Here is a 21,480-nt window from a genome sequence, read left to right as displayed (position 1 = left end):
CTTGGCGGAGGACGGCCCGCAGGTACTGGCGGGTGGCGGCGGGCGTGTCCGGGTCGATGAGCATGCGGTACATGGCCGCCCCGACGATCATGTCGATCACGGTGTCGAGGCCGGCGTCGTCCGCGTGGAGGTCATCGGAACTCCACCCGCCCCAGGCCCGTGCCGGATGTCGGCGGCACGAAGTGGGGGGTGTGCCCGGGCCGCAGCCGCCAGCCGGGGGTGAGGACGGTCTCCATGTACCGGCGCAGCTCCCGCACCCCTGCCTCGCCGGGCGTCCCGTGGGTGAACGCGGCGGCGACCGGGCCGGACTGGTAGCGGGTGTTGTCGTGGGCGAACAACGGCACGGTGGCGGGGTCGGCGGCCAGCAGGCTCTGGATGCGCCGGGCGGCATCGAGCTGGCGGGTCGTGTCGGCGCCGCCGATGGTCATCTGGCGGACCTGGTCCGTGGCCAGGTGGGGCAGGGTGTAGAGGGTGTCGCCCATGAACAGCACGCTGCCGGAGTCGAGGCGCAGCAGCACGCACATATGGCCCGGCGAGTGGCCGGGGGTGGGGAGCAGGACGAGGCTGCCGTCGCCGAAGTGGTCCTGGGCGGCGGGGAACGGGCCGAAGGCGCCGGAGTCGAAGGCGGGGAAGGACAGGTTGTCCTTGACCAGGTCGAAGGAGTACGGGTAGACCGTGCCGTGCTCCCAGTCGCGGCGGTCCAGCACCACCGTCGCCTGGGGCAGGCCGCGCAGCCCGCCGGCGTGGTCGTCGTGGACGTGGGTGAGGAACACGGTGGTGATCTCCCTGGCGTCGTAGCCGAGCCGGGCCAGGCGTACCCGCAGGTCCTGCTCGGGGGCCAGCCTGTACTCGTCGCGCTGGGTCAGCAGGCGTGAGACCATCTGGTTGTGGTTGTAGTACCCGTCGTGGTCGTGGGCCTGTTCCCAGTTGACGCCGCTGTCGACCAGCAGGAGGCCGTGCCGGGGGTGGTCGATGAGGTAGGCGAACACCGGCACCGCGATCTGCGCCTTGTCCACCAGGGTGCGCAGGTAGCCGTTCAGCCCTTCCCAGCCGTCGAGACCGCCGTAGAACTGGCCGTACGTGACGATGGTGTCGCCGGTGTGAATCGGGAACACCCGTACGGCGCCGTCGTCGATCCGCCGCCGCGCGCCCGGGGCACGCGCGGCCGCCCGCCGTTCCTGCTCGCCCCGCGCCAGCATCTCGCGTCGCTGCCGTTCCACCCGATCGACGGACAGTACGCCCAGCGCTCCCAGCACCAGCCCGGCGCCGCCTGACAGGAAGGCGCGCCTGGTGCTCCGCGCCTCCCGGCCGCCCGCCTCCCGGTGCCCGCGCAGGAAGGTGACCACCGCCCCTGCCAGGCAGGCGACGGCGGCCAGGGCGAGCAGCACCGGCAGGTCCGTGACGTAGTAGACGACCGCGAGGTAGAGCCCGAGGGTGCCCAGGCCGGCCAGGACCCCGAGGTACGCCGGCACCCGGCGCCGTGCCGCCGGCCGGCCGAACACGCCGGGCCACAACAGCCCGACCACCGCCCCGGCCAGCAGCAGTCCGTAGACCACCAGCAGCGGCACCGGCACGTCCTTCATCCGCAGCACGACCAGCCAGGCGGCGGCGACCGCGAACGCGGGAACGAGTAACCCGATCTTGCCCAGAAGCTTCAGCATCCCGGCCACCCCAATTCGTATACGCATACGGATGCGTTTACATAATAGGCCGTAGTCCTCGCGCGCCCGCAGCAGGGACAATCAAGCCATGGGCGATTCGATCGAGGTCGTGGACCATGACCCGTCCTGGCAGGCGGAGTTCGCCGCGATCGGGAAGACGTTGCGCGGGGCACTCGGCGACGGCGCCCTACGGGTGGACCACATCGGCTCGACGTCGGTGCCCGGCCTGGCCGCCAAGCCGGTCATCGACATCCAGATCTCGGTACGCTCGCTGGAACCGCTGGACGCCTACAGGGTTCCGCTGGAGCGGCTTGGCCTGAGGCATCGGGTGGACAACCCCGAGCTGACCAAGCGCTACTTCCGCGAGGCCCCGGGCAGCCGCCGCACCCACGTTCACGTACGCGAGCTCGGCAGCTTCTCCCAGCAGCTGCCCCTGCTGTTCCGCGACTACCTGCGCGCCCATCCTGACGCCGCGGCGGAGTTCGCCGAGGTGAAGCGGCGGTGCGCGCGGCAGTTCCGTGATGACCGGCAACGGTATGTCTCCGCCAAGGAGCCCTTCGTCTGGGACATCGTGCGCCGCGCCGACACGTGGGCCCAGCGCGTCGGCTGGCGACCGGGCCCCAGCGACGCCTGACCCGACCGACGCCACCACCCCGCCACCGCGCGGAGTCGTGGACGGACCCCCGTGACGCCGGCTCACTGCTTCTGACCAGGTAAGACACCGCGGAACCCGCGCGGTCCGACCCGGCGGGTGCGGAGCCTGGCGAGCGCGACGATCAGCAGCGCGATCGAGGACCAGGCGGCCCAGTCGCCCAGGCTGGTGTAGACGGTGGAGGCGCCCCGCTGCGGCAGCGCCGCGTACACCGTGTTCACCGTGTTCACCCCGGGCTCGCCGCTGCGGCCCTCGGCCAGCACCCGCCCACGGGTGTCGCTCACCGTGAGGAACCCCTGGCGGGCCGCGCGAGCCACCGACAGCCCGCTCTCCACGCCGCGGACCATCGCCATCCGGCTGTGCAGCCAGGCGTCGTCGTCGAAGTCCCAGGCGGGCGCGAGCAGCGCGGTGGCGCCGGCCTGGCGGTACTGCCGCACCAGCCACGGGAAGTCGAGGTCCTTGCAGATGATCAGCCCCAGGGTGGTCCGGTCGAGGAAGGCCAGCGCCCGTCCAGGGGTGAACTCCGACTCCAGCCCGGGTATCAGGTGGTGCTTGTCGTAGCGGACGCCGGTCGGGGTGGCCAGCGCGGTGTTCGTCCGCGTCGCGCCGGCGCCGAGCGCGACGCCGGTGACGACCTCCACCCCCGGCCCGGCCAGTGGCAGCCGAGGGGTGTCGGCCTCGAACGTCTTCTCCGGCAGCACCACGATCTCGGCCCCGCGGGCGGCGGCCGCGTCGACGGCCCGGCCGTAGCGCCGGAGCAGGTCGCGCCCCTGTGGGGAGTCCAGCTCCTCGGTGTCACGCGGGTGGTCGGTGGAGATCAGCGCGACCGTACGGTGCCCCTCGCCGCCCTGGCCGTCGCCGAGCCGGGTGAAGCCGTACGCCGCCACCAGCGCCGCCAGCGCGCCCGCGGTCACCGCGACGTGGAGCCGGTGCGTCGCGCCGGGCGCGAGCAGCGCGGCCACGGCGGCGGGCGCGAACAGGAGCAGGAAGGTGATCCCCCACACTCCCGTGACGGACGCCGTCTGCAGGACGGGCAGCACGTCGGCCTGGGTGTAGGCCAGGCTCCACCAGGCGCCGTGCGGACCGGCCCGCGCCATCAGGTATTCGACGCCGACCCACAGCGCCGGCACGGCGAGCGCGGCCGTCAACGGCCGCCGCCGCGCCAGCAGCGAGCGGTGCAGCAGCACGCCGAGGCCGTACAGCAGCGCCGGCCCGCCGAGGAGACCGGCCGCCACCAGGGCGGGCATCTCGAGCGTCCCGGCGAAGTACGGCCACAGCTGAAACTGCCCGCCCAGCCAGGCCAGGGCGCCCGAGGCGAACGCGAGCCCGGCCCCCACCCGGGGAGCGGCGACCAGCACGGGCAAGGGAGCGAGCCAGGTCAGCCAGGCCACGGGGTGCAGGCCGGTGCCGAAGTGCAGCAGGACAGCCGAGGCCAGAGCCGCGACGAGCGGGATCAGGGCACGTCTCATGGCGACGATGTTGCTGGAGGCGACCCCGATGGCGCGTCAGTCCTGAGTATGATCCCCGAGGTCACTCTCACCGGCGACCACCAGGCCGCATTCGTAGGCGAACACCGCCGCCTGCACCCGGTCCCGCAGGCCCAGCTTCGTCAGGATGCGGCTGACGTGCGTCTTGACCGTGTGCTCGGTGACCACGAGCGTGGCGGCGACCTCGGCGTTCGACAGGCCGCGGGCGACCAGCCTGAGCGTTTCGCGTTCCCGCTCGGTGAGCGCCTCCAGCCGTCCCGCCAGGCGCGGCATCGGGTCGTGGGCCGGCCGTCTGACCAGGGTCTCCAGCAGCCTGCGGGTGGCGGCGGGAGCCAGCAGCGCCTCACCGGCGGCGACGGTGCGCACCGCGTGCGCCAGCTCGTCGCGGCGGATGTCCTTGAGCAGGAAGCCGCTCGCGCCCGCGCGTACGGCGTCGTACACGTACTCGTCCAGATCGAACATCGTCAGCACGAGCACCTTCGCGGAGGTGGTCGCGCAGATCTCACGGGTGGCGTCGATGCCGTTCCTGCCCGGCATCCGCACGTCCATCAGGACGACGTCCGGACGCAGCCGCCCGGCCAGCGCGATCGCCTCGTCGCCGTCGGCCGCCTCCCCCACCACCAGCATGTCCGATTGAGCAGCGAGGATCAGGCCGAACCCGGCCCGGAAGAGATCCTGGTCGTCGGCGATGAGCACGCGCAGCATGTGCGCTATTCAAGCGGAAAGACGGCCCTGACCACGTATCCGCCGGCTGGTCCCGGCCCGGCGGTGAGTGTCCCGCCGCACGCCGCCGCGCGTTCCCGCATGCCGATCAGACCGTAGCCGCTGCCGCCACGGTGCGGGCCGCCGCCCTCGTCAGCGAGCTCGACGACCAGGTCCTGTGCGGTCCATCGCAGTCGCAGCCGTACGGCGTCCACCCCGGCGTGCTTGCGCACGTTGGTGAGGGCTTCCTGGACGATCCGGTAGACGGCGGCTTCGAGGCCGGCGGGCACCGGCCGCCGCTCGCCCTCCACGGTGATGTCCACGTCCAGGCCGCTCCGCCCGGCCAGCGAGGCGAGCCCGTCCAGGCGCGGCCGCACCGGCCCGGGGTCCTCCCCCGCCGGGACGGCCGAGGTGCGCAGGGCCGAGAGCAGGCCGCGCAGCTCGGTGAGCGCCCCCCTGCCGGTGTCGGCGATCGCGTCGAAGACGGCCTCGGCCCTGGGCGCGTCGCTCCGGACGACCACGGGCCCGGCCTCGGCCTGCACGACCATCAGCCCGACGGCGTGCGTGATGATGTCGTGCATGTCCCGGGCGATCCGCGCCCGCTCCTCCGCCACCGCAGCGGCGTGCTCCTGTTCGAGGCGGCGTGCCCGCTCGGCCAGTTCCGCGGTACGCGACCGGCTCGCCCGCGCACTGGTGCCGAGCGCGTACGCGGCCACGAAAGCGATGCCGACCAGGCGGAACGTCTCGCTGTCCTCCCCCGGCAGCGCCAGGGACACCCCGACGACGGCGACGATCGCCGGGATCGCGGCCAGCCGCTGCCACGCGGGGCTGCGGTCGGCGATGGTGTGGACGGCGACCAGCGGGCCGAACGGGAGGAACGGCTTCTCCCAGAAGACCATGACGCTCATCGCGGCACCGACCAGCAGCGCCACCGTCATGGGCGCGCGCCTGCGCCAGTAGACGGGCGCGGAGGCGACCACGCCCAGGGCGACGATCCACCACGCCTTCGGGCCGGACACCAGCAGCGGGCCGAGGGTGGCCGCGGTGGTGACCGCCGCGATCACGCCGTCGCCCCGCCGACCGGACAATCCACCGATCCAGGCCATCGGCCCATTATCGATCCCGGGCGAACGCCCGCGGAAATGAACCGAGCACGGGCCTGCGGCTCCTGTGTGATCATTGGCGAGTGCGACCTACGGGTAAGACCTCCCGGCCATCTGTTCTGAAATGGGTGCTCATCGGGGCGGCCATCGGCGCCACGCCTTTCCTCCTGCTGTACGCCGTCGTGATGGTCCCCCAGTGGATCACCGATCACCGCTTGGCGAGCTTCGAGGAGCGAACCCTCGAACATCCGATGCCGCCGGGCACGACGTTCGCCGGGTCCGAACCTCAGGGGCCCCTGATCGGGGACTCCGGCGACTGCTGGCTCGGCTTCACCTTCAACCTCCGCACCGAACGCCCACCCGAGGAGATCAAGCGGTACTACGAGGCGGCTCCCTTCATGCGGGGTGACACGGACCTCTCCGAGCCGAGCGTCATCGTCCTGCGGAAGTCCGCCGGCCACGTGTCGGTCGCCGTCGACATGACGTCCTCCGGGACCTGGGACCTCCGCTGCTGGTGAACGCCTCGCACGGCCGTGGCCCCGAACCGGCAAGTCACCGATGATTTCGCGCCCTGGCGGAAGTCTTCACCTTCGACCTTCCTGACCGACCTGACGCGAGGACTCCAGTGACTGACGAGAAAAGGCCGTCCGACATGACCGATCCGGCACCGGGAGCACGCGGCAGCCGTGCGGCTGACCTCTGGCCGCTGGTGCATGCCGAGCGAGCGGCTCTGGCGGGCGACCTGGCGGGCCTGACCGACGAGCAGTGGGAGACGCCGTCGCTGTGTGCCGGGTTGACGGTGCGGGAGGTGCTGGCGCACCTCACCGCAGGGGCGAGCCTCAACGGCGTGCGATGGCTGGCAGGGGTGATCCGCTACCGGTTCGACTTCGACAAGCAGGTCGCGATGCGGCTGGCCGAGCAGCTGGGCGCGACCACGGCCGAGACGCATGACAGGTTCCGCCGCGTCATCACGAGCACCACCAAGCCGCCGCTCCCGGTCATCGCGATGCTGGGCGAGACGGTCGTGCATGCCGAGGACATCCGGCGGCCGCTGGGCATTCGCCATGACTACCCGATCGAGACCCTCACCCGGGTGGCCGAGTACTACCAGGGCTCGGACCTGGTCGTCGCCGCAAAGAGACGGATCACCGGCCTGCGGCTCGCCGCCACCGACGGCCCCTTCGCCACGGGCTCCGGCCCGCTGGTGTCCGGCACCACGCTGGCGCTGGTGATGGCCACGACCGGACGCTCGGTGTTCTGCGACGAACTTGACGGCGACGGCGTCGGCATCCTGCGCGATCGGCACGACATGACCTGACCCGGGCCCGGCGCTCACGGCAGGTTGCACGGATCCACCTGCACAACAGCCCCCGCCGTCCCCCTGTCAGGCGGCGCGGACGGCGTCCCACCGGCGGACGTGCTGAGGACGGCCGTACCGCCGGGCCCTCCAGCACCGCCCGGGGCCGCCCGCAGCAGAACCCCTCCCGTCACCAGCGCCGCCACCGCGCAGCCGCTCCGGGGCGATGTAGCCGGGCGAGCCCGACCGGGTCAGCGTCGCCTGCCCCTCGACGATGGCGATGCCGAAGGTCAGGGCAGAAGCCGTTGAACATCCCGAAAAATCCGCTCGGTGGCGGCGATCGCCGCCTCGTCGAGATTCTGGATGAAGCCGTGCTCCAGGCCCTCCTCCCGCCTGCTTATCACCTCGACACCGGCCTCGCGCAGCCGCCCGGCATAGGCTTCACCCTCGTCACGCAGGGGGTCGCGCTCGGCGGTGATCACCACGGCGGGCGGCAGGCCGTGCAGGCTGGGCGCGCTCAAGGGGCTCGCGGCCGGGTCGGCGGGATCGGGCGTCCAGCAGGAGATCGCCTCGCGCAGGAACGCCGGGTCGAGCCCCCACCCGCCCTGCTCCCGGACGCTCGCCGACGCGAGCGTGAGGTCGGTGTTCGGACAGATGAGCACCTGCACGGCGGGCAGCGGCTCCCCGGCGTCGCGCAGCCGCAGGCACGCCATCGTGGCCAGGTAGCCGCCGGCGCTGTCCCCGGCGACGGCCCACGGCTTCGCCCAGCGCAGCACCCCGACCGCGTCGTCGATCGCCGCCGGGTAGGGGTGTTCGGGTGCGAGCCGATAGTCGACGGCCAGCACCTCCACGTCGCAGGCGGCGGCGATCCGGCGGCAGGTGCGATCGTGGCTGTCGAGGTCGCCCAGGATGAACGCGCCGCCGTGCAGGAACACGATCATCGGCCGCGGCTCGTCGGCCGGCCGGTAGTGGCGCAGCCGCAGCTCGCCGGGGCCGCTCAGGTCGCTGACGTGCGGCAGGTCGGGTCCGGGGACGCGGGTACGTGGAGCGCGCAACGCATTGAGATCAAGCACAGCCTGACATCCTTCCTCATCGGCTGACTCACGGAGAGCACGGGCCTCCTGGATGCCACCGGTGTCCCGGTTCAGCCGATCGCGCGTGCCTTCGCCGGACTTCGGGGTGATCGAGGCGCCGGCTATCGAGCCTGGCCGCTGCCGAACACCTCGGCGACCAGACGCTGCGTCGCCTGCTGGAATGCCGCGCCCACGGACATGTCGGCGTCGTCCACGTAGTTCAGCGCGGCGGTCAACGTCCGGCCTCCGTCGGGTGTGCTGTACATCAGGGCCGCGTGGCCCGCCATGCCGCCGTTGTGCGTGATGACCTTGCCGCCGCCCGGCGTCTCCTGGACGAACACGCCGGCGAGGCGATCAGCACCTGCCGGGCGGCCGGCGACCCGGAGGGCGAAGCGGTGGGGCATCACTTCCTGGGCCACTCGCTCGAACGCCGAGGCGACGTCCACGGCGCCCACGACCACTATCGACAGGCACTGGAACTGTTCGAGAAGGCGGACAACCGCGTCGGCGCGGGGGTCCTCCTGATCGACATGGGCGAGACCTACAGGCAACTGGGCAAGCCCGACCTGGCCCGCGACCACCTGACGCAGGCCCAGCGGATCAACCACGAGATCGGCAGCCAGGCAAGCCTCTGGAACGCCCAGCTCGCCCTCGGCAACCTCCACACCGACCAGAGCGAGCACGACGCCGCCCGCCGCGCCTTCGAACGCGCCTACGCGATCAGCCGCGACCTCGGCCCGCACCTGCAGGCGGAGACCCTGAACGCCCTGGGCGCCGCCGCACGAGCCATGGGCGACCACCATCAGGCCCTCATCGATCACGACGCCGCACTCGCTCTGGCGACGGAGATCGACGATCCCCACGAAGCCACCCACGGCCACCTCGGCCTGGCCAGGGCCCGTCACGCACTCGGCCATGCCGCCCTGACCCGTACTCACGCCCAGGAGGCGGCCGCCTGCTCGAAGAGCTCGGCAACCCCGCCGCTGACACCGCCAGGGCCCTCCTGTGACGATCTTGGCTTACCTGTTCAGAAGGCCCGCCGGCACCGCGCCGATTGCTCACGTCCAGGTTTCTGAAGGAGGAGCCGACCGCGGACCGCGGCGGCGGCTTCCCGCTGTCACCCCTATTGGTCGGCGGTCGCGGCGAGGGTGCCGAGCAGGGCGAGCGCGTCCGCGCTCGCAGAGCCGGGCTCGGCATGGTAGACGACGAGCTGCTGCCCGGGTGCGGCCCGTACGTCGAAGGCATGCATGCGCAGGGTGAGTTCGCCCACGTCGCGGTGGCGGAAGGCCTTCACCTCGGCGCGTTTGCCCCGAGCCTCGTTCGCCCGCCACAGTTCGGCGAACTCGCGACTGTGCGCCAGCATCGAACCGAGCACCTCGCGTACGCGCGGATGGTGCGGGTCCTGCCCGTACAGCAGCCGGAAGCCGGCAACGGTGTTGACCGCGGCGGCCTCCCAGTCCTTGTAGAACCAGCGCGCGTCCGCATCGCGGAACAGCTTGTCCAGCAGGTTCGCCCCGCCACGGAACTCCTCGAAGAGCGCGTAGCCGAGCCGGTTCCCGGCGAGGACGTCGTACGCTCGCCCGAGCACCAGCGCCGGGTTGTCCGGCCAGCCGTCCAGCAGTTGCAGCAGCTCGGGATCCGCGCGCTCGGGGGTGGACCGCGCGGGCCGCGGGGTCAGCCCGGCGAGCCGGAAGAGATGCGCGTGGGCGTCGCCGTCGAGGCGGAGTGCGGTCGCCAGCGCGTTCAGCACCTGCGGTGACGGGTTCCGTTCCCGTCCCTGCTCCAGCCGCACGTAGTAGTCCGCGCTCACACCGGCCAGCAGTGCGACCTCCTCACGCCGCAGCCCCGGCACCCGCCGCCGTGGCCCGGCGGGCAAACCTGCCTCTTCGGGGCGTACGCGTGCCCGCCTGCCGCGCAGGAAGTCACCAAGGTGCCGCTCGGTCATACGTTCAGCGTAGGAGGGAACGGGCGGCCGAGGGTGGGTGCGGGACTCCCATGCACACGGCGGCCTGTGGCGGACCAGCAGACTGCCCGAGTCTCGAAGCATGACAAAGACACCGGAGCAGAAGGTCGTACTGGTGACCGGCGCGAGCAGCGGCATCGGCGCGGCCACCGCCCGCACACTCGCGACCGCCGGACACCACGTGGTCCTCACCGCCCGCCGCACCGACCGGATCAAGGCGCTCGCCGCCGGCCTGTCCGCGGCCGGCCACTCCGCCGAGGCCCGCCCGCTCGACGTCACCGACAGTCCCGGCTTCCATGAGGTGGTCGGGGAGGTCGTGAACGCGTACGGCAGACTCGATGTGCTGGTCGCGAACGCCGGAGTCATGCTCCTGTCCCGGTTGGACGCACTCCTGGCCGAGGAGTGGGACCAGATGCTGAACGTCAACGTTCGCGGCCTTCTCCACGGCATCGCCGCTGCCCTGCCGATCTTCCGCGGCCAGGGCAGCGGCCATTTCGTCACGGTCGCCTCGATCGGCGCCCACCAGGTCGTGGAGACCTCCGCGATCTACTCCGCGACCAAGTACGCCGCGTGGGCGCTCACCGAGGGGCTGCGGCTGGAATCCGAGCCGGGCATCCGGGTGACCACCGTTTCCCCCGGCGTGGTCGACACCGAGCTGGCCGACCACATCACCGACCCGCTCGCCGCTGAGTTCATGCGCACGTACCGAGCCGCCTCGATCCGCCCCGAGGACGTCGCGAACGCCATCGCGTACGCCCTCGCCCAGCCCTCCGACGTGGACGTCAACGAGATCGTTCTCCGTCCGTCCGCGCAGCGCTGACGGACCTGTCGCCAAAGGACGGCAAGATGAGCAAGACCTGGTTCATCACCGGCGCCTCCCGCGGCTTCGGGCGCGTGTTCACCGCCGCGGCACTGCGACGCGGCGACCGCGTGGTGGCGACCGTGCGGAACCTCGCGGCCCTCGACGACCTGGCGGCCGAGTACGGGGCGGACCTGCTGCCGCTCCGGCTAGACGTGACCGACCGCGCCGGCGTCACCGACGCGGTCCGGCACGCCTTTCCTGATGTGGTGGATGCCGCCGAACCGCCGCTGCGGGTGCTCTTCGGGGCCGCCGCACCGGGGATCGTCACCGCCATCCATGAGCGGCGGCTCGCGGATCGGAAGCAGTGGGAGCAGGCCGAGGGCGCGGGGCCGCACGCTGTCCCCGCGCCCTTGAGAAGCGCCGGCGTTCAGGCTCCGCTGATCGCCTTGTCCGAGCCCAGGCTCTCGGTCCGCGCCTGCAGGAACGTCCGCAGTGTGTTCGCTTCGGTTTCGATCGCGGCCGTGTCGGCTCCATTGTTCAGTTTGTACGAGCTGACCAGGTTGTCGAGCAGCTTGGTGGCGCTGCCATCGGCCAGGAGTTTGTTGTACAGGTTTCTGTACTGCTCCTCGTAGACCTTCTTGAAGGTGGCGTTCTTGAGGAACTTCTCCTTCAGCGGGTGGCCCATGGTCATGCCGCCCCTGGGCCGGTCGCCCTGCGGGGGCTCGCCGTTCTGGCGAGGGCGGCCACGGCCGAATCCCATGCTGATGCTGTCGTGGACGCCCGCCGTGGTATCGCCGCTGAAGGCGAGGTTGAGATCCCACGTGATGACGGTGAACTTCTTGCTGCCCGAGTCGTACCAGAGGTAGTAGTTCTTGCCCGGCCCGGCCATGTCGTCGAAGTTGACCATCAGGTTCTGCAGGGCCAGATAGCGGGCGAACGACTCCACGTCCAGCCGGTCGGCGAGGCCGGCGGCGAACTCGGCGTCGGAAGCCTCGTTCACCCATTTGACCAGGTCGATGACAGGCTGAAGGTCCTTGCCGCCGATCTTGTTGATCTGCTTGAAGTCGTTGACGTATTCGGTCTGGTCCTCGCCCTTGTAGGTGAAGGAGCCGGTGGCCAGCGACTTGTACAGGACGCCGTCGCCCAGGGTCTCGGCGTAGCCCTCGTCGAGGTACTCCACCAGCAGGCGCGGCGTGGAGGAACGCCCGTTCACGTTGAAGGAGCTGTACGTGGAGCGCTGTGTCGGCTCGCCGGCGGCGCCGACGACCGAGATGCCGAGCGCCTCGCTCAGCATCGTCGTCGAGCCTGTCGCAGCGGGCCGCACAGCCACCTGCGCGTGGCCCTGGTAGCGGCGGCCCTCGACGAACTCGTCGAAGCTGATCAGCCAGGGCAGCTTCTCGGGCTCCTCCGCCTTGAGCTGAGCGCCGAACATCCCGTCGCCCGGCCGCCCGTTCGTTTCCGGCTGCCCGTTCGTCATCGGCTGTCCGTTTCCCTGCGGCTGCTCACCGCCAGGCGGCTGGAAACCTGCGGGAGGTTCGAGGCCCTCGGGCGGCTGTCCGCCGGGGAAGCCGCCCCGCCCGCTGCTGCGGGACTTGCCGTTCCAGGTCAGACCCATGAGCGTGGAGTTGCCTTTGAGCCGGACGCCCACGCTGGGGATGCGGGTCCCGTCGATGGTCAGATCCGCCTCGACGTACTTCTTCTCGCCGCTGGCGTAGTACTCGGTCAGCATGTCCTGGTACGCCGCGTCGGTGAAGGTCAGCTTCACCTCGTGCGCGACCGTGGTGTCGAACAGGTCCTTGGTCCCGGTGAGGTTCGTCGTGACGGTGTCGGCCGAAGCGGTCCGGGCGGTGGTCACGTACGGGCGGATCGTCCCGCTGCCGAACACGCCCCAGCACGCGGCCAGGAAGGCGGTGCACAGCGCGACGAGCTTCCAGTTGTGCCGGAGCTTGATCGGGATTCGGTGGCGTAGCCGTCGCCGGTTGGTGGGATGGGTCATGGCCGCCTACAGGTCGGTCTGGTCGTACCCGGTGAGCACGGTGACGGACTGGCCGTGGTTGCGCTCGCGCAGAGCCGAGATGAGGTCGGCGGGCTCACTGCCCTTCTTGATCCTCACGGTGTACATGAGCTCGGTGAGCGCGCCGCCGCGGATCGATTCCATGCTGACCAGTTCGAACTCGTCGGTGTGCCGCACCAGCACGTCCTGGACCGTGGCGGTGAAGTCCTCGTCGGCCGGCACCTGCACCTTGACCACCTGGCGGCGCACGTTGAGCGCGAACCAGTCGAACCGCTGCATGAGCATGATGATCAGGGAGATCGCCACCGCCGCGACGATCGCCAGCAGGTAGAAACGCGTGCCGACGGCCATGCCGACTCCCATGACCAGGAAGATGAACCCGACGTCGCGGGTCTCCTTGATCGCGTTGCGGAACCGCACCACGGACAGCGCGCCGACCAGGGCGAACGCCCGCGCGATGTTCGAGCCGACGACCAGCATGATCAGCGAGATGAGCATGCCGAGGATGACGAGCGTCTGCACGTACGACTGGCTGTAGGAGACGTTGCGGTGCGTCGCCCGGTACACCCAGCCGATCATCGCGCTCAGCACGAACGACAGCGACATCGCGATCGCGATGTCGGCCACGCTGAACGTGCCGGACAGATCCTGGAAGGAGAAGTCCATCAGGGGTCAGGCCTCCATGTGAGCCATCGACCGCTCGCGGCCGGGAAGATGATCGTGGTCGGGCATGTGATCGTTGCCGGGAACGTGGAAGACGGAGCGCGGCGCCAGCCCGTAGGCCTCGATGCTCTGGCAGTACTTGGACACCCGCACCACCTGCAGGCTCCGCTTGGCGGTCAGGTCGGTGAGCCAGTACGGGACCCGCTCGTTCGCCTTGACTTCCATGATCGCTTTGCGGGCGGGGACGATGAGCCGGTTCTCCGCATCGGCGGCGAAGTGGAAGTCACGGTCCCGGCCTCTGATGCGGCGGTCGAAGGTGACGCGCAGCCCCACGTCGGCATCACGCCCCATGTAGGCGTGGCGGGTGTAACCGGTCATCGCGGTGGCGCGCAGCTCCAGCCGGGAGACCAGGTCGAGCACCTCTTCCAGGAAGGCCCGCTGGGACGGCTCGTGGTCGACCATCTGCCGCCCGTCGCACAGCCGCAGCGCGTCAGCGTACGGCAGGCGGACCCGGCGCTTCTGGGTGACCCGGTTGACGCGCTGCTTGATCTCGACGAACACCGGGGTGTCCGGCGCCGCCGCGAACCGGTCGCCGTAGTGGCGCACCCGCAGTTTCCTGCGGAACTTCAGGCCCTCGATCTTCTCCCAGTAGAAGCGCAACTGCCGGGTGTCGTAGTAGACGCTCCAGATGTTGTAGCCCTCGTCCGGGCAGTGCCGGTCGCGGTCGAGCCGGTTCCCCAGTTCCTCGCGCAGTTCGTCGACCCGGTCCGCGTCGATCAGGTATTTGATCTCGTACCGGTTGAACGCGTGCAGTTTGCTCGGGGCGCGCAGCCGATGGCCGGCATCGCCTTCCGGCAAGTCGCTCGAAGCGGTGGATTTTCCGGTCTGACCTTGGAAGACGTCTCGCTTGCGGAATCTTCGCAGCATGTCCCTCCTTCGGTGTCAGAGCACATCTGACAGCACGAAGCTGGGAATAGTGTGTGAATCGCCCGCCAATCAGAGATGAACAATTTGTTCCCATCCCTGCCCGTCATGGCCTGGCTGATATGCGAATTCACGGCAGGGTCAGCCGTCCTGAGGCCGGTACAAAGGCAACAGGACGCGGAACGTCGCTCCCGCGCCGGGCGCGCTGCGCGCCTCGATCCTGCCCGCGTGCGCCTGCACCAGCGCGGCGGCGATGGCCAGCCCCAGCCCGGTGCCGCCGTACGCGCGCGAGCGGCTCGGGTCCGCGCGATAGAACCGGTCGAACACATGGGGCAGATCGTCGGGGGCGATGCCCTGTCCCTCGTCGCGCACCTCGACCAAGGCCGCGTCGGTATCCGCGCCAGGTCCTGATCCCGCATGCACGGCCCCGTGAGGTGCGGCCTCGCCGGCGGTCCGGCGCCTGACCGCGACGCGCACCGCGGTGCCCGCCGCCGTGTGGGTGATCGCGTTTTCCACCAGGTTGGCGATGACCTGGTGCAGGCGGTGTTCGTCGCCGCGTACGAGCACCGGGTCGTCGGAGATGTGCAGATGGATGGGGCGCTCGCGGTCACGGGCCTGGGCGGCGTGCACCACATCACCCGCGAGGACCCGGAGGTCCACCACAGTGGGCTCCAGCGTGGGTTCCTGATCCAGGCGGGCCAGCAGAAGCATGTCCTCGACCAGTACGCCCATCCGTTCAGCCTCGCCCTCGATCCGGCGGAAGAGCCGCTCGGCCGCCGGGTCCCGCGTCCGGTGCCCGTGGTGGTACAGCTCGGCGAAGCCGCGGATGGACGTGAGCGGCGTACGCAACTCGTGCGAGGCGTCGGCGACGAAGTGACGCAGCCTCCGCTCGGACTGCTCCCGCTCGCGCAGCGCGAGGGCCAGGCGCTCCAGCATCACGTTCAGGGTCCGGCCCAGCCGGCCGGTCTCGGTGTGCGGATCGGTGTCGTCGACCCTGCGATCGGTGTCCCCCTCCGCGATCGCCTCCGCTGTACGCTCGATCCGGTTCAGCGGACGCAGGCCCAGCCGCACCACGAACCAGGCGACCGCGCCCAGCAGCGACAGCACCAGGACGCCGGCGGCCAGCTCGATGACCAGCAACTGCCGCACGGTTTCCCGGTTGGCCGCCAGCGACATCGACACGGCCACCCGCCCGCCGCCCGGCACGCTCGCCACGAGCACACGCCACTCCTCCGAGCCGGTCCTGCCGGCCACCGTGACGGGACGAGCCGGCAGCGCCGCGGCTTCCTGGGCCGTCAGGGCGGGCCCGTCGGAGAGGCCGGGCGGCATCTGCCGCACCACGCTTCCGTACGCGTCGTAGAAAGTCATCCGGAACTGTGTCGGCAGCTCCATGTCCCCGAGACGCCGAGGAGGCGGCGCCGTGGGCGGAGGGCGCCGGCCGAGGGTGAGGACCAGTTCGGTCAACTGGGTGTCCACCCGAGCCAGCAGCACCCGATCCAGGAGCAGCACCCCCGCCACGGCGAAGACGGCCAGGCCGGCAGCGCACAGGCCCAGCAAGGCGGCCAGCAGCCGATGCCGCAGCGACCACGAACGCCGAACCAGCCTCATGAGGAATCCTGCAGGCGATATCCCAGCCCACGCAACGTGTGGATCAACGGCCGGCCTTCCGCGTCGATCTTTCGCCGAAGGTAACTGATGTAGGACTCGACGATCCGGCTGTCACCGTCGATGTCGAAGTCCCACACCCGTTCCAGAATCTGTCCCTTGCTGACGACCCGCTCGGCGTTGATCATCAGATAGCGCAGGAGGCTGAACTCCGTCGGCGAGAGATGGATGGCCCGCCCCGCCCGCCGCACCAGATGAGCCTCCTCGTCGAGCTCCAGATCCGCATAGCGGAGCACCTGGTCGTCGACCTCTTCCGGCACGGGCCGGACCCTGCGCAGGATCGCCCGCAGCCGCAGAACCACCTCCTCCAGGCTGAACGGCTTGGTGACGTAGTCGTCCCCACCCGCGGTCAGGCCGGAAATCCGGTCCGACACGGCATCCTTGGCGGTGAGAAAGAGCACCAACGGACTGTCCTGCGCCTCCCGCAACCTGCGAGCGACCGTGAAGCCGTCCAGATCAGGCAGCATCACATCCAGCACGATGATGTCGGGCCGCTCGGACGCCACCGCCTTCAGCGCCGCCCGTCCACTGGACGCGGTTCGCACGTCGAAACCGTTGAGACTCAGCGCCTCGGACAACAGCTCCCGGATGTTGGGCTCGTCGTCAACGACCAGGACTTTCGCGGGCACGGACTCGTTCATGGATACCGTTCTACGGCACCTGTGTAAGAGCAGCCTGAAAGGCCACGACCCGAGCGTGCGAGGCGCGAAGTCGGGCCGCGTCCCCCACTCCCCCACAATCCCAGCACCCACCGCGCCTACGCCTCGGCCATCGACCGCGTCATCACCTCCTGGCTGCTCTGGTGCCAGACCACGCCGCGTCCGCTCCAAGGGCGGCGCGATCACGTGGGTGTACGGGGACAGCGGCACCGTGCGTCATCGGTGGGCGGTGAAGAACGTACGGAGGTCGTCGGCGAGGAGTTGAGGCTCCTCTTGCGCGGCATGATGCCCGCCTTTGTCATAGGTGTTCCAGTGCATGATGGCGCTGTGGTCGCGTTCGGCGAGCGGGCGGATGGAGGGGAAGAAGTCGTCGGCGAAGCAGGCGACGCCCAGCGGGATCGCCGACGGCCCGGCGGGCGGTCTGTTGCCGTGATAGCCGATCAGGGCTGAGCTGCCGGCGGTGTCGGTCAGCCAGTGGATGGCGGCGTTGGTGAGGATGCAGTCGTCGCTCACCGTGTCGCCGAACAGCTGCAGGTTCCACGCGAGCTGACCGGCCGGGGAGTCGGCGAGCGCGTGCGCCAGGGTCTGCGGCTGGGTGGACTGGAGTGCGAGGTAGGCGCTCCGGCGGGCCATGAAGCGTTCCAGGGTGGCCAGCTTCTCCTGGTCGTCCGGTCCCAGCAGGGCGCGCTCCGCCGGATCGCCGGAGGGCAGGGAGAAGATCTGGGTGACGTGCACCCCGACGACGCGGTGCGGGTCGAGGCGTCCGAGCTCGATGGAGATCATGGAGCCGATGTCGTTGCCGTGCGCGCCGTAACGCTCATAACCGAGTCGCCGCATCAGCTCTGCCCATGCTGCGGCGACGCGGCGATGGTTCCAGCCCGGCTCATGCGGTACGCCGGAGAACCCGAAGCCGGGCACCGAGGGGATGACGAGGTGGAAGGCGTCGCTCAGCCGGTCGATCAGCGGCAGGAACTCCACCGTCGACATGGGCCAGCCGTGGGTGAGGATGAGCGGCAGGGCGTCCGTATGGGCCGATCGGATGTGCAGGAAGTGTACGTCGAGCCCGTCGATCCCGGTCGTGAACTGGGGATGGGCGTTGATCCGCCGCTCCCAGGCCCGCCAGTCGTAGCCGTCGCGCCAGTACTCGACCAGGTGCCGGACACGGTCGGCGGGCACGCCGAGCTCATGGCCGGGCAGCGGGCGGGTGAAGCGGGTGGCGGCCAGCCGGGCGCCCAGGTCGTCCAGGCTTTCCTGGGGAATCCGCACGCGGTACGGGCGCATCATGACGCCACCTGGTGCAGCACTCGGGCCAGCTCCGCAGGTTCGGTGATCATCGGCCAGTGCCCGGCGTCCAGCGTGATCATCTCCAGGTCCGGCAGGTTCGGCGGGCCGCCCGGGTCGCCTGTGCAGGTGATGTAGGTGCGGGGCAGTCGTTGTGCCGCGCTGAGGTCGGCCGGAGCCGGATCTCGGTAGGTGCCGATGGGCTGGCCGGCGCCACGCGCCCGCAGCCACGCCCGATCCTCGGGAGTGAGCCCGTGCGCGCCGAAGCCGGCGTCGATGACCTCGTCGCTCATCACCGGGATCCGCCCGTCCCGGACGGTCTGCATGATCGCTTCGACGACGGGCGCGGGCGTGCTGTCGAACAGGCTCTTGCCGGGTTCGGGCAGCAGCGCGGCGAGGTAGACCACGCGGGCGATCCGTCCGGGAATCGTGGTGGCGGCGATCGTGGCCGGGGCGCCGCCGTAGGAGTGCGCCACGAGCACCACCTCGCGCAGCCCGGCGTACTCGATCGCGGCCGTGATGTCGCGGGCATGCGTGCTGAGCGTCGTGTCCGGCGAGCCCAGATGCGCGCGGTCGCCGAAACCGGTGAGCGTCAGGGGATGCACCTGGTGGCCGTACGCGGTCAGCAGCGGCGTGACGCGCTCCCAAGCCCACGCGCCGAGGAACGAGCCGCCGACAAGAACGATGGTCGACACCGGGCCGACTCCTTTCGATCGATCTTTTACGGGCGCAGGCTAGGAAGAATTGTGGACGCTTTCTGCCCTCATTAAGATCGCGTCCGTGTCCCGTCCCGCGACCCGCGTCCTGGCGCTGCTGGAGATCCTGCAAGATCGCGGCCTGGTGCCCGCCGACGAGCTGGCCCGGCGTCTGGACGTCGACGCCCGCGCCGTCCGCCGCTACATCGCCGCCCTGCGTGACATGGACATCCCCGTCGAGTCCGTCCGCGGACGCTACGGCGGCTACCGGCTGGCCCGCGGCGTACGCCTGCCGCCCCTGATGCTCACCGACGACGAAGCCGTCGCCGTCGCGGTCGCCCTGGCCACCGGCAAGCAGCACGAACAGGCGGCAGCGCCCGGCCCGACCGACCGGGCGCTGGTCAAACTCAACCACGTCCTGCCCGCACCCCTGCGCCGGCGCGTCACGGCGCTCGTCGACGCCACCTCCGCGACGGCAGGCCCGCTGACCCCCGAACCGCACCTGGCGCTGACGCTCGCCGCGGCCGTCCACGCGCGGCACACCGTCCGGATCGAGCACACCCGCGGCGCCCGCGAGGTGGACCCGTACGGGCTCGTCGTGCACGCACGCCGCTGGTACCTGGTCGGACACGACCATCTGCGCGCCGCCATCCGCATGTACCGCCTGGACCGGATCAACGGCGCCGCCGAGCTGCCCGGCACCTTCGTCCCGCCCGACGGTTTCGACCCTGTCGCCCACGTGCTGCACGCGCTGACGCTCGGCGCCTGGACCCACCGCACCGAAGTATGGCTCGACACCGACCTGGACACCGCCCGCGGCCGACTTTCCGCCACCTTCGGCGACCTGCACCCCTGCCCCGACGGCGGCGTGCTCCTGGTCAGCGGCGCGGAAGACCTGCCCGCCATGGCACGCATCCTCACCGGCCTGCCCTGGCCCTTCACCGTCCGCAATCCGCCCGCGCTGATCACGGCGCTCGCCGAACACGTCACCACGCTCACCCAGGCCGTCGCCCGCTCCCGTCCAGCACCGTAACCACCCACGCCCTGCACCCCCTGCGCAGCGCCAGGCGCGGCGTCCGTCTTGCTTGACCTCGTGCGCGTCAGTCCGGCAGCCAGTGCATCTCGTGCGCCAGCGTTCTGGCGACGGCACGGACGCGGCGGTGCAGCGGCGACTGCTCGCGCGGGAGGACCAGGTGGATCGTCAGGCTGGGCGCGCCCCGCAGCGGTCGCCAGGTGAGACCGGGCGGTGCCGCCGTGATCGCGGCTTCTCCGGCCGGGGCGAGGGTGACCCCGTCGAGCAGGTCGCGCTGAGACATGTCGAAAGCGACTGCGGGCGTGTGGAATTGAGGGTGTGGCCGGAGGTCTCGGAACAGCGCGGACAGCTGATCGTGGATCACCGGGTTGGCCGCACGATCAGGGAGCCGCAGCGGGTACGCGGCCGCGTCGGCGATCTCGATCTCCGGGTGTTCGGCCAGCGGATGGTGCTGCGCCAGCTGGACCCCGACGCGCATACGCCGCAGCAGGAACCGGCGCACGCCACGGCCAGGCTGTTCGCCACGGGTGATCCCGGCATCGATCCGGCCATCGGCGACCGCGAGGGAGATCTCCGGTGTCGCCATCGGTACCGCGCCGACCTCGAGCCCGCTGTTGCCGCGAGTCAGCCTGTCCACCAGGGCCGGTACCGTCTCGGCCCCGGCGCTGAGGCTGTATCCGATGCGCAGCGTGCCCAGCTCACCGGCCGCCGCGCTCCGGGCGGTGTCCCATGCGCGGTCCAGCGCCGCCAGCGCGGGCGGCGCGGACTCCGCCAAAGCCGCACCGGCCGGGGTCAATGCGACGCTACGCGTGTTGCGGACCAGCAGGGCCGTACCGAGTTCCGCCTCCAACCGGCGCATCCGGGCGCTGAGTGCGGGCTGTGCGATGCCGATCCGTGCGGCTGCGCGGGTGAAGTTCAGCTCCTGCGCCAGCACCAGGAAATAGCGCAGGCTCACCGTATCCGGCGCCACGTGCCCTCCGTGCCGATTGATAACGATCCGTTCTGAGTCTATCCCGTACCGGTCTTTCCCTCGACCGCGTACCAAGCCCTAACCTGCGCATATGACGGTTCAACCGGCCGCAGTACCCGTCGCCGGGATCGGTCGATCTGAAGGTCAATGCGAAGTCGGACGTGTCCGGCCCAATACAGGAGGTTTCCATGGCCAAGGGCTACTGGGTCAGTGTCTACCCCGCTATTTCCGACCCTGAGGGGCTGGCTGCCTACGACAAGCTGGCCGGTCCGGCCGTCCAGGCTGGAGGCGGGCGCACCATATCCCTCCTCCCGTCCCAGGGCGGTCGAGTCGTCGCCCACGAGGCCGGAATTTCGCAACGCGTCGTTCTGATCGAGTTCGACAGCTTTGACCAGGCCGTCGCGGCATACGAGAGTGAGGCGTACCAGAAAGCGCTGGTGGCCCTCCCCGACGGCTTCAAGCGCGACTTCCGCATCATCGACGGCATCGACTGACCTCGACGGCCTGCATGAGGCCACGGGCAGCCTGCCGTGTCCTGCTCAACCCCATCGGCCAGGTCCTGGCCTGGCAGCTCCCGCCCGTGCGCTCGACCGGCCCCGGCCGGCCGCCGGTAGCGGGAAGACTTCCTCCATAGGATCTCAACCCTCCCCCGGCGATCGACGGGCCGAGAGCTACCATTCCCGCAGGCGCCGCGTCGTCGTCCAACGGCAGCCCGGTGCCGTGCGGCGGGCTACTCCATGTCCTAGGCCGTGTTTCAAAGGATCGTGAGCCAGTCGTTGATGGCAGCGATGTGGACGGTGGCTGCGTAGCGGACGGCGAGCTTGTCGTACCGGGTG

General features: G+C 70.6%; 23 protein-coding genes and 1 pseudogene. 8 read left to right on the top strand and 16 right to left on the bottom strand.

What is annotated here, in order from left to right; all coding sequences use genetic code 11:
• Window positions 1–131: 131 nt before the first annotated feature.
• Complete coding sequence (locus ACWDXC_RS34560; protein WP_449989157.1) at window positions 132–1,661, bottom strand: N-acyl homoserine lactonase family protein; 1,530 nt, start codon at window positions 1,659–1,661, stop codon at window positions 132–134.
• 88 nt (window positions 1,662–1,749) lie between these two features.
• On the opposite strand from ACWDXC_RS34560, the gene ACWDXC_RS34555 reads away from it, so the two are divergent.
• Window positions 1,750–2,295, top strand: coding sequence for a GrpB family protein (locus tag ACWDXC_RS34555; protein ID WP_449989154.1), 546 nt, complete (start codon window positions 1,750–1,752; stop codon window positions 2,293–2,295).
• Window positions 2,296–2,357: 62 nt separating this feature from the next.
• On the opposite strand, the gene ACWDXC_RS34550 is transcribed toward ACWDXC_RS34555, so the two are convergent.
• The 3 genes from ACWDXC_RS34550 to ACWDXC_RS34540 are packed head-to-tail and all read right to left on the bottom strand — an operon-like array spanning window position 2,358 to window position 5,608.
• Entirely contained in the window at window positions 2,358–3,782 is a 1,425-nt protein-coding gene (locus ACWDXC_RS34550; protein ID WP_449989152.1) for a hypothetical protein, read from the bottom strand.
• Window positions 3,783–3,818: 36 nt separating this feature from the next.
• The gene (locus ACWDXC_RS34545) at window positions 3,819–4,505 is read right to left on the bottom strand and encodes a response regulator (protein ID WP_449989149.1); all 687 of its coding nucleotides are present in this window, start codon (window positions 4,503–4,505) and stop codon (window positions 3,819–3,821) included.
• 5 nt (window positions 4,506–4,510) lie between these two features.
• Window positions 4,511–5,608, bottom strand: coding sequence for a sensor histidine kinase (locus ACWDXC_RS34540; protein ID WP_449989146.1), 1,098 nt, complete (start codon window positions 5,606–5,608; stop codon window positions 4,511–4,513).
• A gap of 125 nt (window positions 5,609–5,733) precedes the next feature.
• Here ACWDXC_RS34540 and ACWDXC_RS34535 point away from each other — a divergent pair, with 125 nt between their 5' ends.
• Both ACWDXC_RS34535 and ACWDXC_RS34530 read left to right on the top strand, forming a co-directional pair.
• Window positions 5,734–6,123, top strand: a complete 390-nt coding sequence (locus ACWDXC_RS34535; RefSeq protein WP_449989143.1) for a hypothetical protein — start codon at window positions 5,734–5,736, stop codon at window positions 6,121–6,123.
• Window positions 6,124–6,257: 134 nt separating this feature from the next.
• Window positions 6,258–6,923: a maleylpyruvate isomerase family mycothiol-dependent enzyme gene (locus ACWDXC_RS34530; RefSeq protein ID WP_449989140.1), complete on the top strand. Its 666-nt coding sequence runs from the start codon at window positions 6,258–6,260 to the stop codon at window positions 6,921–6,923.
• A 269-nt stretch (window positions 6,924–7,192) separates the two neighbouring features.
• Here ACWDXC_RS34530 and ACWDXC_RS34525 read toward each other — a convergent pair whose 3' ends face one another.
• Complete coding sequence (locus ACWDXC_RS34525; RefSeq protein ID WP_449989137.1) at window positions 7,193–7,975, bottom strand: alpha/beta hydrolase; 783 nt, start codon at window positions 7,973–7,975, stop codon at window positions 7,193–7,195.
• Window positions 7,976–8,097: 122 nt separating this feature from the next.
• Window positions 8,098–8,379: a hypothetical protein gene (locus tag ACWDXC_RS34520; protein WP_449989134.1), complete on the bottom strand. Its 282-nt coding sequence runs from the start codon at window positions 8,377–8,379 to the stop codon at window positions 8,098–8,100.
• Here ACWDXC_RS34520 and ACWDXC_RS34515 point away from each other — a divergent pair.
• On the top strand, window positions 8,371–9,051 hold the full coding sequence (locus tag ACWDXC_RS34515) for a tetratricopeptide repeat protein (RefSeq protein WP_449989131.1): 681 nt from the start codon (window positions 8,371–8,373) through the stop codon (window positions 9,049–9,051). The two genes, ACWDXC_RS34520 and ACWDXC_RS34515, sit on opposite strands and share 9 nt — an antisense overlap.
• Before the next feature lie 47 nt (window positions 9,052–9,098).
• Here ACWDXC_RS34515 and ACWDXC_RS34510 read toward each other — a convergent pair whose 3' ends face one another.
• Window positions 9,099–9,920 carry a helix-turn-helix domain-containing protein gene (locus ACWDXC_RS34510; protein WP_449989128.1) on the bottom strand — a complete coding sequence of 274 codons (822 nt, stop codon included), beginning with the start codon at window positions 9,918–9,920 and terminating at the stop codon, window positions 9,099–9,101.
• 100 nt (window positions 9,921–10,020) lie between these two features.
• On the opposite strand from ACWDXC_RS34510, the gene ACWDXC_RS34505 reads away from it, so the two are divergent.
• Together ACWDXC_RS34505 and ACWDXC_RS34500 are read left to right on the top strand one after the other, a co-directional pair.
• Window positions 10,021–10,758 (top strand): SDR family oxidoreductase, encoded by a 738-nt coding sequence (locus ACWDXC_RS34505; protein ID WP_449989125.1) that lies wholly within the window; start codon window positions 10,021–10,023, stop codon window positions 10,756–10,758.
• 26 nt (window positions 10,759–10,784) lie between these two features.
• A pseudogene (locus tag ACWDXC_RS34500) lies at window positions 10,785–10,997 on the top strand (SDR family NAD(P)-dependent oxidoreductase); the annotation flags it as partial.
• On the opposite strand, the gene ACWDXC_RS34495 reads toward ACWDXC_RS34500, so the two are convergent.
• The 8 genes from ACWDXC_RS34495 to ACWDXC_RS34460 all read right to left on the bottom strand — a co-directional run bounded on the left by ACWDXC_RS34495 (window position 10,947) and on the right by ACWDXC_RS34460 (window position 18,641).
• Window positions 10,947–11,135: a hypothetical protein gene (locus tag ACWDXC_RS34495; RefSeq protein ID WP_449989629.1), complete on the bottom strand. Its 189-nt coding sequence runs from the start codon at window positions 11,133–11,135 to the stop codon at window positions 10,947–10,949. The pseudogene ACWDXC_RS34500 and the gene ACWDXC_RS34495 sit on opposite strands and share 51 nt — an antisense overlap.
• Window positions 11,136–11,167: 32 nt before the next feature.
• Window positions 11,168–12,736 carry a CotH kinase family protein gene (locus tag ACWDXC_RS34490; protein WP_449989123.1) on the bottom strand — a complete coding sequence of 523 codons (1,569 nt, stop codon included), beginning with the start codon at window positions 12,734–12,736 and terminating at the stop codon, window positions 11,168–11,170.
• A 6-nt stretch (window positions 12,737–12,742) separates the two neighbouring features.
• Window positions 12,743–13,420 (bottom strand): DUF4956 domain-containing protein, encoded by a 678-nt coding sequence (locus tag ACWDXC_RS34485; RefSeq protein ID WP_219507136.1) that lies wholly within the window; start codon window positions 13,418–13,420, stop codon window positions 12,743–12,745.
• Between the two features lie 6 nt (window positions 13,421–13,426).
• A complete protein-coding gene (locus ACWDXC_RS34480; RefSeq protein WP_449989120.1) occupies window positions 13,427–14,344 on the bottom strand; it encodes a VTC domain-containing protein in 918 nt (305 codons plus the stop codon).
• 138 nt (window positions 14,345–14,482) lie between these two features.
• Window positions 14,483–15,949, bottom strand: coding sequence for a sensor histidine kinase (locus tag ACWDXC_RS34475; RefSeq protein ID WP_449989117.1), 1,467 nt, complete (start codon window positions 15,947–15,949; stop codon window positions 14,483–14,485).
• Window positions 15,946–16,647 carry a response regulator transcription factor gene (locus ACWDXC_RS34470; RefSeq protein WP_449989115.1) on the bottom strand — a complete coding sequence of 234 codons (702 nt, stop codon included), beginning with the start codon at window positions 16,645–16,647 and terminating at the stop codon, window positions 15,946–15,948. The genes ACWDXC_RS34475 and ACWDXC_RS34470 overlap by 4 nt, the downstream gene beginning before the upstream one ends.
• 234 nt (window positions 16,648–16,881) lie before the next feature.
• A complete protein-coding gene (locus ACWDXC_RS34465) occupies window positions 16,882–17,949 on the bottom strand; it encodes an epoxide hydrolase family protein (RefSeq protein ID WP_449989112.1) in 1,068 nt (355 codons plus the stop codon).
• Complete coding sequence (locus ACWDXC_RS34460) at window positions 17,946–18,641, bottom strand: alpha/beta fold hydrolase (protein WP_449989110.1); 696 nt, start codon at window positions 18,639–18,641, stop codon at window positions 17,946–17,948. The genes ACWDXC_RS34465 and ACWDXC_RS34460 overlap by 4 nt, the downstream gene beginning before the upstream one ends.
• Before the next feature lie 85 nt (window positions 18,642–18,726).
• On the opposite strand from ACWDXC_RS34460, the gene ACWDXC_RS34455 reads away from it, so the two are divergent.
• A complete protein-coding gene (locus tag ACWDXC_RS34455; RefSeq protein WP_449989107.1) occupies window positions 18,727–19,674 on the top strand; it encodes a helix-turn-helix transcriptional regulator in 948 nt (315 codons plus the stop codon).
• A 67-nt stretch (window positions 19,675–19,741) separates the two neighbouring features.
• Here the strand turns inward: ACWDXC_RS34455 and ACWDXC_RS34450 are convergent, their stop codons facing one another.
• Window positions 19,742–20,644 carry a LysR family transcriptional regulator gene (locus ACWDXC_RS34450; protein WP_449989104.1) on the bottom strand — a complete coding sequence of 301 codons (903 nt, stop codon included), beginning with the start codon at window positions 20,642–20,644 and terminating at the stop codon, window positions 19,742–19,744.
• 188 nt (window positions 20,645–20,832) lie between these two features.
• Between ACWDXC_RS34450 and ACWDXC_RS34445 the strand changes: the two genes are divergently transcribed.
• Window positions 20,833–21,138, top strand: coding sequence for a DUF1330 domain-containing protein (locus ACWDXC_RS34445; RefSeq protein WP_449989102.1), 306 nt, complete (start codon window positions 20,833–20,835; stop codon window positions 21,136–21,138).
• Window positions 21,139–21,480 lie beyond the last annotated feature (342 nt).

It is taken from the genome of Nonomuraea sp. NPDC003214 (assembly GCF_053590035.1).
This window is presented reverse-complemented; position numbering and strand designations above follow the sequence as displayed.

Excerpts from the sequence above, each read along its gene's own strand:
- ACWDXC_RS34510 (WP_449989128.1), bottom strand. The coding sequence starts at position 9,920 with ATGACCGAGCGGCACCTTGGTGACTTCCTGCGCGGCAGGCGGGCACGC.
- ACWDXC_RS34465 (WP_449989112.1), bottom strand. The coding sequence starts at position 17,949 with ATGATGCGCCCGTACCGCGTGCGGATTCCCCAGGAAAGCCTGGACGAC.
- ACWDXC_RS34520 (WP_449989134.1), bottom strand. The coding sequence starts at position 8,379 with ATGCCCCACCGCTTCGCCCTCCGGGTCGCCGGCCGCCCGGCAGGTGCT.
- ACWDXC_RS34505 (WP_449989125.1), top strand. The coding sequence starts at position 10,021 with ATGACAAAGACACCGGAGCAGAAGGTCGTACTGGTGACCGGCGCGAGC.
- ACWDXC_RS34475 (WP_449989117.1), bottom strand. The coding sequence starts at position 15,949 with ATGAGGCTGGTTCGGCGTTCGTGGTCGCTGCGGCATCGGCTGCTGGCC.
- ACWDXC_RS34480 (WP_449989120.1), bottom strand. The coding sequence starts at position 14,344 with ATGCTGCGAAGATTCCGCAAGCGAGACGTCTTCCAAGGTCAGACCGGA.
- ACWDXC_RS34530 (WP_449989140.1), top strand. The coding sequence starts at position 6,258 with ATGACCGATCCGGCACCGGGAGCACGCGGCAGCCGTGCGGCTGACCTC.
- ACWDXC_RS34490 (WP_449989123.1), bottom strand. The coding sequence starts at position 12,736 with ATGACCCATCCCACCAACCGGCGACGGCTACGCCACCGAATCCCGATC.
- ACWDXC_RS34555 (WP_449989154.1), top strand. The coding sequence starts at position 1,750 with ATGGGCGATTCGATCGAGGTCGTGGACCATGACCCGTCCTGGCAGGCG.
- ACWDXC_RS34545 (WP_449989149.1), bottom strand. The coding sequence starts at position 4,505 with ATGCTGCGCGTGCTCATCGCCGACGACCAGGATCTCTTCCGGGCCGGG.
- ACWDXC_RS34550 (WP_449989152.1), bottom strand. The coding sequence starts at position 3,782 with ATGAGACGTGCCCTGATCCCGCTCGTCGCGGCTCTGGCCTCGGCTGTC.
- ACWDXC_RS34470 (WP_449989115.1), bottom strand. The coding sequence starts at position 16,647 with ATGAACGAGTCCGTGCCCGCGAAAGTCCTGGTCGTTGACGACGAGCCC.
- ACWDXC_RS34540 (WP_449989146.1), bottom strand. The coding sequence starts at position 5,608 with ATGGCCTGGATCGGTGGATTGTCCGGTCGGCGGGGCGACGGCGTGATC.
- ACWDXC_RS34485 (WP_219507136.1), bottom strand. The coding sequence starts at position 13,420 with ATGGACTTCTCCTTCCAGGATCTGTCCGGCACGTTCAGCGTGGCCGAC.
- ACWDXC_RS34560 (WP_449989157.1), bottom strand. The coding sequence starts at position 1,661 with ATGCTGAAGCTTCTGGGCAAGATCGGGTTACTCGTTCCCGCGTTCGCG.
- ACWDXC_RS34445 (WP_449989102.1), top strand. The coding sequence starts at position 20,833 with ATGGCCAAGGGCTACTGGGTCAGTGTCTACCCCGCTATTTCCGACCCT.